The sequence below is a fragment of the Streptomyces sp. NPDC054847 genome (assembly GCF_053610925.1).
Genome location: NZ_JBSGZJ010000338.1, coordinates 1 through 7,793 on the forward strand (window position 1 = coordinate 1; position 7,793 = coordinate 7,793).

The 7,793-nt window shown below is 68.7% G+C and carries 10 protein-coding genes; 5 read left to right on the forward strand and 5 right to left on the reverse strand.

What is annotated here, in order from left to right:
* On the forward strand, window positions 1-253 hold a 253-nt coding region (locus ACWGH4_RS26295; protein WP_453465326.1), incomplete at its 5' end, for a hypothetical protein.
* 122 nt (window positions 254-375) lie between these two features.
* Here the strand turns inward: ACWGH4_RS26295 and ACWGH4_RS26300 are convergent.
* A complete protein-coding gene (locus ACWGH4_RS26300) occupies window positions 376-1,047 on the reverse strand; it encodes a DNA-3-methyladenine glycosylase (protein ID WP_453465328.1) in 672 nt (223 codons plus the stop codon).
* A gap of 94 nt (window positions 1,048-1,141) precedes the next feature.
* On the opposite strand from ACWGH4_RS26300, the gene ACWGH4_RS26305 reads away from it, so the two are divergent.
* The 3 genes from ACWGH4_RS26305 (at window position 1,142) to ACWGH4_RS26315 (ending at window position 3,242) form a co-directional block, all read left to right on the forward strand.
* Window positions 1,142-1,924 (forward strand): sporulation protein, encoded by a 783-nt coding sequence (locus ACWGH4_RS26305; RefSeq protein ID WP_453465330.1) that lies wholly within the window; start codon window positions 1,142-1,144, stop codon window positions 1,922-1,924.
* Window positions 1,925-1,980: 56 nt separating this feature from the next.
* Window positions 1,981-2,517, forward strand: a complete 537-nt coding sequence (locus tag ACWGH4_RS26310) for a YbhB/YbcL family Raf kinase inhibitor-like protein (RefSeq protein ID WP_453465332.1) — start codon at window positions 1,981-1,983, stop codon at window positions 2,515-2,517.
* Between the two features lie 215 nt (window positions 2,518-2,732).
* The gene (locus ACWGH4_RS26315; RefSeq protein ID WP_159693308.1) at window positions 2,733-3,242 is read left to right on the forward strand and encodes an HNH endonuclease; all 510 of its coding nucleotides are present in this window, start codon (window positions 2,733-2,735) and stop codon (window positions 3,240-3,242) included.
* 55 nt (window positions 3,243-3,297) lie between these two features.
* On the opposite strand, the gene ACWGH4_RS26320 is transcribed toward ACWGH4_RS26315, so the two are convergent.
* The 4 genes from ACWGH4_RS26320 to ACWGH4_RS26335 form a co-directional block, all read right to left on the reverse strand.
* Window positions 3,298-4,071 carry a TSUP family transporter gene (locus tag ACWGH4_RS26320; protein ID WP_441267253.1) on the reverse strand — a complete coding sequence of 258 codons (774 nt, stop codon included), beginning with the start codon at window positions 4,069-4,071 and terminating at the stop codon, window positions 3,298-3,300.
* Window positions 4,072-4,151: 80 nt separating this feature from the next.
* The gene (locus ACWGH4_RS26325) at window positions 4,152-5,108 is read right to left on the reverse strand and encodes an SPFH domain-containing protein (RefSeq protein WP_100106479.1); all 957 of its coding nucleotides are present in this window, start codon (window positions 5,106-5,108) and stop codon (window positions 4,152-4,154) included.
* A 157-nt stretch (window positions 5,109-5,265) separates the two neighbouring features.
* On the reverse strand, window positions 5,266-5,694 hold the full coding sequence (locus tag ACWGH4_RS26330) for an NfeD family protein (protein WP_453465335.1): 429 nt from the start codon (window positions 5,692-5,694) through the stop codon (window positions 5,266-5,268).
* A gap of 161 nt (window positions 5,695-5,855) precedes the next feature.
* Window positions 5,856-6,647, reverse strand: a complete 792-nt coding sequence (locus ACWGH4_RS26335; RefSeq protein WP_441267251.1) for an ATP-binding cassette domain-containing protein — start codon at window positions 6,645-6,647, stop codon at window positions 5,856-5,858.
* Between the two features lie 146 nt (window positions 6,648-6,793).
* On the opposite strand from ACWGH4_RS26335, the gene ACWGH4_RS26340 reads away from it, so the two are divergent.
* A complete protein-coding gene (locus tag ACWGH4_RS26340) occupies window positions 6,794-7,579 on the forward strand; it encodes a hypothetical protein (protein WP_453465337.1) in 786 nt (261 codons plus the stop codon).
* Window positions 7,580-7,793 lie beyond the last annotated feature (214 nt).

Below are 7,793 nucleotides of genomic sequence, written 5' to 3' on the forward strand. Positions count from 1 at the left end.
CCATCCGAAGATGGACGGGGTATCAACATATCTGGCGTTGATTTTTGGCACACTGTTGAGTTCTCAAGGAACGGACGCTTCCTTTGTACTCACCCGCAGAACATTTTCTGGGGCTTTCCTCCGGGCGCTTCCCTCCGGTCTTGCGTTTCCGACTCTATCAGATCTTTCCGATCCGATTTCCTCGGTGTGCTTTCCGGCCTTTCGGCCCTCCGGCGTGTCCACTACTTTAGCGGATTTCCCAGGCGACTCATAATCGAGTCCGGGTTTGAATTCCGGCATGCCGAAACCGCACCCATTTGGGTTTGTCGTAAGTAGTGGATGGCCGCTCCGGATCTGCTGAACAGCAGTGCTCCGTCTCAAGCGGCTCGGGCTACATTAGGCGTCCCCGGCATCCGAGTCAAGTTGCGTCGAGGGCCTGCGGCGCGGCACGTGGGCCCGGTAAGGACTGACCGTCGGGTCGCTGTCTATCCAGTAGCGCCACGGATGGAATGCGCCTTCGCCGCCCACCCCTGTACGCGGGCCGTTCCTGACCTGGTCGGGCGTCGGCCGGCGTCCCGGGAGAAGAGAGAGGGGCGCGTCCGGGCCGAGGCAGAAGTCGGCTCCGTTGAGACTGCGGTCCACATCGAGCGCGGTGGCCAGCCGGGCGGGGCCTTTGGCCAGTTCCTTGTCATGGCGGGCCGAGAGTCGTCGTTTGCGCGCCAGGTCGGCGCCCACTGTCACCTCGCCGGCGCGGAGCAGGACTCCGCTCGCCCGGCCCTCCGGTCCGCACACCACATTGAGGCAGTGCCACATTCCGTAGGTGAAGTAGACGTATGCGTGCCCCGGCGGGCCGAACATCACCTCGTTGCGTGCGGTTCGGCCGCGGAAGGCGTGCGAGCCGGGGTCGGCCTCTCCCGCGTACGCCTCCACCTCCGTGATGCGCAGCTCGATGGGGCCGTCGTCGGTCAGGCGGGTCAGTGTGCAGCCGAGAAGGTCGGGTGCGACCTCCAGCACCGGGCGGTCGAAATAGTCCCGGGGCAGCGGCGTACGGTCGGAGCTCTCGATCATCGCGATCGAGCGTACCGGGGATCCGCTCGATGCCGGGGGGAACCGACTACGGTCATCGGGCGTATGTAGGGGTCAGGACCAAGAAGGAGTGGACATGGGCTTCAAGAAGCTGCTTGCGAGCATGGGTGCCGGCGGTGCCTCCGTGGAGACGGAGCTGACCGAGGCGAACGTCGTCCCCGGCGGTGTCGTCCAGGGCGAGGTTCGTATCCAGGGCGGCTCGGTGGATCAGCAGATCGAGGGGCTGTCCGTCGGTCTGCGGGCCCGCGTCGAGGTCGAGGGCGGTGACCAGGAGGTCAAGCAGGACATCGAGTTCACCAAGCAGCGGCTCGGCGGTGCCTTCGTAGTGAAGGCCGGAGCGGTGCACGTGGTCCCCTTCGGCCTGGAGATCCCGTGGGAGACCCCTATCACCACCATCGAGGGACAGCAGCTGCGCGGGATGGACATCGGTGTGACGACGGAGCTGGAGATCGCGCGCGCCGTGGACTCGGGCGACCTCGACCCGATCCATGTGCACCCGCTGCCGGCTCAGCAGGCGATCCTCGACGCCTTCGTCCAGCTCGGTTTCCGCTTCAAGAGCGCCGACATGGAGCGCGGTCACATCCGCGGGACGCGTCAGCGGCTGCCGTTCTACCAGGAGATCGAGTTCCTCCCGCCGCAGCAGTACCGCGGGCTGAACCAGGTCGAGCTGACGTTCGTCGCCGACGACCGCGAGATGGACGTCATCTTGGAGATGGACAAGAAGCCGGGCCTCTTCAGTGAGAGCAGCGACTCGTACAAGGCTTTCAAGGTGGACCACGAGGACTTCCGGTCGACCGACTGGGCGGCCTACCTCAACCAGTGGCTGGCGGATGTCGGCGGCCGTCGCAACTGGCTCTAGTCTCGGAACGAGAGGCAGTACGCGAGACGCAGAACGGCCGATTCGGAGGGTTTGACGTGACCGAGCTCAAGAGGGCTCCGCTTCCCCACGACTTTCATCCGGCAGTGCCGTCGTTCACGGTGGTGAGCGACGACGTCGAGCCGGGGTCGGTGCTGAAGGACTCCCAGGTCCAGGCGGCGGGCAACACCTCGCCGCATCTGCGCTGGGAGGGCTTTCCCGCGGAGACCAAGAGCTTCGCGGTGACGTGCTTCGACCCGGACGCGCCGACCGGCAGTGGTTTCTGGCACTGGGTGCTCTTCGACATCCCGGCGTCGGTGACGGAGCTGCCGGCGGGTGCGGGCGGCGGGAAGTTCGAGGGGCTGCCCGACGGCGTGATCCATGCCCGTAACGACTACGGGACGAAGGACTTCGGCGGGGCCGCTCCGCCGGCGGGCGAGAGGCACCGGTACGTCTTCACCGTGTACGCGGTGGACACCGAGAAGCTCGGACCGGACTCCGACGCCTCTCCCGCGGTCGTCGGCTTCAACCTGCGCTTCCACACGATCGCGCGCGCCCAGCTGATCGGCGAGTACGAAGCCCCCGCGGAGGGCTGACATTTCGGCCGAGAGGTCGGCCGAGAGTTCGTCCGGAGTTTGCCCTGCCCTGGTCTTGGAGAGATCAGGGCAGGGCAGTTTTGTTGCCAGGGGTTCAGGTGTCCTCCCCCGGCAAGGCACAGATATTGCGTTGTCCATCTCGGCGCGCCCGGCCAGAGTTGATCCAGGCTGATGCCCGCCGACGGGGGCCGGGCCGGCGAACGGAGGTGGGCAGGATGCGGGACACACTGGTGCTCAATGCGAGCTTCGAGCCGTTGTCGACGGTGACGCTCAACCGCGCGGTCGTGCTGGTTCTTCAGGACAAGGCCGTGGTCGAGCAGTCCCACCCGGCGCTCCGGGTGCGTGCGGCGGCGGTGGATCTTCCGGTGCCCCGGGTGATCAGGCTCTGCAGATACGTACGGGTGCCGTTCCGAAGACAGGCGCCGTGGTCGAGGCGGGGTGTGCTGGTGAGGGACCAGCACCGGTGCGCGTACTGCGGGCGGCGTGCCACGACGGTGGACCACGTGGTGCCGAAATCGCACGGTGGCGCGGACAGCTGGCTGAACACGGTGGCGTCCTGCGCCGAGGACAACCACCGCAAGGCGGACCGCACGCCGGAGCAGGCGGGGATGCCGCTGCTGCACGAGCCGTTCGTGCCGTCGCCGGCGGACGCGATGCTGCTGGGGCTGCGGTCGGGCGAGCGTGCGGCGCTGCCGGACTGGCTGGCGGCGCAGCCTGCCGCGTAGGAGTGACGACGAGACGAGACCCGCTCCCCTGGACAGGGGGCGGGTCTTCGTCGTCTCAGCGGAGCAGGAGCTGCACGATGGCGACAGTGCCGACGACGACGATGACGCCGCGCAGCACGGCCGGCTTGAGCTTGCGGCCGATGCCGGCGCCGAGTTGTCCGCCGATGGCCGATCCGACGGCGATCAGCAGGACGGCGGTCCAGTCGAACTCGGCGACGAAGAGGAAGAAGACGGCGGCGACTCCGTTGACCACGGCGCCCAGGACGTTCTTCACGGCGTTCATCCGCTGAAGGCTGTCGTCGAGGAGCAGGCCCATGAGGGAGAGGTAGAGGATCCCCTGGGCAGCGCCGAAGTAGCCGCCGTACGCGCTGGCGAGGAGCAGGCCGGTGTGCAGGGCGGGGCCGCCGTTCGGGCGCGGCTCGGTGCCGCGTGCCGCGTGGCGCCGCTGCACGGCCTTGGTCAGGCGCGGCTGGACGATGATGAGGATCAGGGCGAGCGCGATCAGTACGGGGACGATCGTGTCGAACGCGTCGGAGGGCAGGGCGAGAAGCAGGATCGCGCCGGCCAGCCCGCCGAGGAGCGCCGTGACTCCGAGGCGAAGGACCCGGCCGGTCTGTCCGCGCAGCTCGGCGCGGTAGCCGATGGCGCCGCTGATGGAGCCGGGGACGAGTCCCAGGGCGTTGGAGACGTTCGCCGTGATCGGTGGCAGCCCGGTGGCGAGCAGCACCGGGAAGGTGATCAGGGTGCCGGAGCCGACGATGGTGTTGATGGTGCCGGCTCCCACGCCGGCCGCGAATACCGCCAGTGCTTCCCAGATGGACAACGCCATCTCCTTACATGGTCCGTGAGTCGCCTCCCCGCCTCCAAGGTCGAGGGGCCTCACCGATCATGCATGAAGGAGCGTGGGCGTCAGTCGATGGGGGGCTGCTCGCGGCGTTCGGTGCCGTTGCCGCCGGTCTGCTTGGGCACGGAGCCGCCGCCCATGCCGGCCATGGGGTTGAAGTTGCCCATGGCGCCGCTGAGGCCCTTGAGGGCGTCGCCGATCTCGCTGGGGACGATCCAGAGCTTGTTGGCGTCGCCCTCCGCGATCTTCGGGAGCATCTGCAGGTACTGGTAGGCGAGCAGCTTCTGGTCGGCGTCTCCGGCATGGATGGACTCGAAGACGGTACGGATGGCCTGGGCCTCGCCCTCTGCCCGGAGCGCGGCCGCCTTGGCCTCACCTTCTGCGCGCAGGATCGCCGACTGCTTCTCACCTTCGGCGGTCAGGATCTGCGACTGCCGGATGCCTTCGGCGGTGAGGATCGCGGCGCGCTTGTCACGGTCGGCGCGCATCTGCTTCTCCATCGAGTCCTGGATGGAGGTGGGCGGCTCGATGGCCTTGAGCTCGACGCGGTTGACGCGGATGCCCCACTTGCCGGTCGCCTCGTCGAGGACGCCGCGCAGGGCCGCGTTGATCTCCTCGCGGGAGGTCAGGGTCCGCTCGAGGTCCATGCCGCCGATGATGTTGCGCAGGGTGGTGACGGTGAGCTGCTCGATGGCCTGGATGTAGCTGGCGACCTCGTAGGTCGCGGCGCGGGCATCGGTCACCTGGTAGTAGATGACGGTGTCGATGTTGACGACCAGGTTGTCCTGGGTGATCACCGGCTGGGGCGGGAAGGGGACGACCTGCTCGCGCAGGTCGATGCGGTTGCGGATGGAGTCGATGAACGGGACGACGATGTTCAGGCCCGCGTTGAGGGTGCGGGTGTAGCGTCCGAAGCGCTCGACGATGGCGGCGCTGGCCTGCGGGATGACCTGGATCGTCTTGATCAGGGCGATGAAGACCAGCACCACCAGAATGATCAGGACGATGATGATCGGTTGCATCGCGTTCCCTGTGCCCTTCGCTGCCGGATGAGTCCGATGATCAGTTTCCCAGAACACGGGCTGCTCTGTGTGGCGTTCGGCCCGTTCTGCCCGGTGGCTTCAGGCCGTTCCACGCTCAATCCGTGCGGAACGGGGCGCCGGGCGGGTGGAGCGTGCGTCACATGACGACGGCGGTCGCCCCGTCGATCTCTATGACGTCGACCTGCTGGCCTTCTTCGTAGGCCATGGTCGCGTCGAAGGCGCGGGCGGACCAGACCTCGCCGGCCAGCTTGATCCGGCCGCCGTTGCCGTCGACCCGTTCCAGCACGATGGCCTGACGGCCCTTCAGGGCGTCCACACCGCTGGCGAAGCCGGGACTCTGCGATCTGTGCCGCATGGCGATCGGGCGTACGACGGCGATGAGCGCCACCGACACCGCCGCGAACACGAGCACCTGGGCGACCGTGCCGCCGCCGACCGCCGCCACGACGGCCGCTGCCACCGCGCCCGCGGAGAACATTCCGAATTCCGGCATGGCGGTCAGCACGAGCGGAATGCCCAGTCCGACCGCGCCGATCAGCCACCACACCCATGCGTCGATGTCCACATGGGCATGGTAGGTCCGTCGGGCACGCTCGGGACAGGGGGCGCGGTCGTGTCACCTTGCCCTTAAAGCAGTCGTCCGTAAGGGAGTTGCCCGCGGAGGAGTCGCGAGTGAAGGAATCGCGCCTGTGGGAGTCGTCGTTGAGGCGGCGCGCCGGCGGGAGTTCAGCCGAGCGGGAGTCCCTGGGCGGACCAGCGCTCGCCGTTGCGCTCGACGACGAGCGGCAGGCCGAAGCAGAGCGAGAGGTTACGGGAGGTCAGCTCGGTCTCCATCGGTCCCGCGGCGAGCACCTTGCCCTGGCGGATCATCAGGACGTGCGTGAATCCGGGCGCGATCTCCTCGACATGGTGGGTGACCATGATCATGGAGGGGGCGTACGGGTCACGGGCGAGCCGGCCGAGGCGGCGGACCAGGTCCTCGCGGCCGCCGAGGTCGAGCCCGGCGGCGGGCTCGTCGAGGAGCAGCAGCTCGGGGTCGGTCATCATGGCGCGGGCGATCAGGGTGCGCTTGCGCTCGCCCTCGGAGAGCGTGCCGAACTTGCGGTCCAGGTACTCGGTCATGCCGAGGCGGTCGAGGAACGCGCGGGCACGCTGCTCGTCGACCTCGTCGTAGTCCTCGTGCCAGGTCGCGGTCATGCCGTAGGCGGCGGTCAGCACCGTCTGAAGGACGGTCTGGCGCTTGGGCAGCTTGTCCGCCATGGCGATGCCTGCCATGCCGATGCGGGGCCGCAGTTCGAAGACGTCGACGGCGCCGAGGCGGTCGCCGAGGATCTGCACCTTGCCGTTGGTCGGGAAGAGATAGCTGGAGGCGAGGTTGAGGAGGGTGGTCTTGCCGGCGCCGTTGGGGCCGAGAATCACCCAGCGCTCGCCTTCCTTGACCGACCAGGAGACGTCGTCCACCAGAGCGCGTCCGTCGCGGACCACGGATACGTCCACCAGCTCCAGTACATCGCTCATGAGCGCGTAGTCTCCCCATGCAGTCGTCTTGAGGTGTTCGGGTGTGATTCGGGTGCTTTTGTGCACCTGTGGGCACACCACCCAGGGAAAACCTACGCCACCGGGTGAGTGCTCCGGTCGCCCGGCCCGGTCCCTAGGCTGGTGACATGCTTTCGGAACCACGCTCAGGACGGTTGGCGGCATGGGGAAATGCCCTTCTTGCCGGACTTGTGTCACCGGACGACGCCGTGCATGCGATCGTCGGCGACGACGCGGTGCACCGCGTCGAGGGCCTGCCCGGGGAGACGGCTCCGGTCGGTCTCACTCTGGCGCTGGGGCGCCTGCGGGGGCTCGGTGTGACCGGTTTCCGGGTCGCTCTTCCCGCCCCCGGACACCCTCTGGGGCTCAGCGGTCCGCCGGCGTTCAACGCGCGGGCGCTGGAGGCGGAGGAAGCGGTCGTCGCGACGGGGGCCGCGTACGGGCTGGTGCCCGAGGTCCACGAAGCGGGTCCGGCCGGTGACGTCCACGTCGAGGTCGTCTGGCACTGCCTGCCGGTACGGGACGCGCCCCCGGCGGACGTGCCGTCGCTCGGCGAGGCGGAGCGTGAACTCGCGGAAGGACTGCGGGACGCGACGGAGACACTGACACGGCTCGACGTGGCGGCGTCGGGGCCGGTGGCGGAGGCGGCACTCGACGCGTACCGGGCCCGGGCGCGGCGCGGCGCTGCCGAGACACTGGCCCCCGGCTATCCGCCGCGCGCGGTGCGGGTGCTGGAGCTCGCGCAGCGGATCGGCCTGCTGATCTCCGTGGCGTACGAGAACGGGCACGGCGGCGCGGTGAGCGCGTCGGAGATGGCGGCGCGGGGCGAGGCGCTGCGGCCGGTGGAACGGGTGGCACGGAGGGCGCAGGTGGCGGCGTACAACGCGTACGTGGAGGAACGGGAGCGGAGCTGAAGCTCCGCTGTGTGTTCCCCTCCCCGCCCCTTCCCGAACCGGGGCAGGCCCCGGGCCCGTACCGCCCTGCGGGCGGTGCCCTCAATCTGCCCCTACGGCCTTGCGGCCGTGGGGGCTCCACTTCCCGAACCGGCCTCCGCCCGGACGCGCCACCGCGCCCCGCGCGGTGTTTCGGGGGCTCCTCCCCTACGCCTGGCGGCGTGGGGGACCCTCA

Bases quoted from the DNA above. Each gene is read 5' to 3' on its own strand.
- ACWGH4_RS26300 (WP_453465328.1), bottom strand. From the start codon at position 1,047: ATGATCGAGAGCTCCGACCGTACGCCGCTGCCCCGGGACTATTTCGAC.
- ACWGH4_RS26305 (WP_453465330.1), top strand. From the start codon at position 1,142: ATGGGCTTCAAGAAGCTGCTTGCGAGCATGGGTGCCGGCGGTGCCTCC.
- ACWGH4_RS26315 (WP_159693308.1), top strand. From the start codon at position 2,733: ATGCGGGACACACTGGTGCTCAATGCGAGCTTCGAGCCGTTGTCGACG.
- ACWGH4_RS26320 (WP_441267253.1), bottom strand. From the start codon at position 4,071: ATGGCGTTGTCCATCTGGGAAGCACTGGCGGTATTCGCGGCCGGCGTG.
- ACWGH4_RS26325 (WP_100106479.1), bottom strand. From the start codon at position 5,108: ATGCAACCGATCATCATCGTCCTGATCATTCTGGTGGTGCTGGTCTTC.
- ACWGH4_RS26335 (WP_441267251.1), bottom strand. From the start codon at position 6,647: ATGAGCGATGTACTGGAGCTGGTGGACGTATCCGTGGTCCGCGACGGA.
- ACWGH4_RS26340 (WP_453465337.1), top strand. From the start codon at position 6,794: ATGCTTTCGGAACCACGCTCAGGACGGTTGGCGGCATGGGGAAATGCC.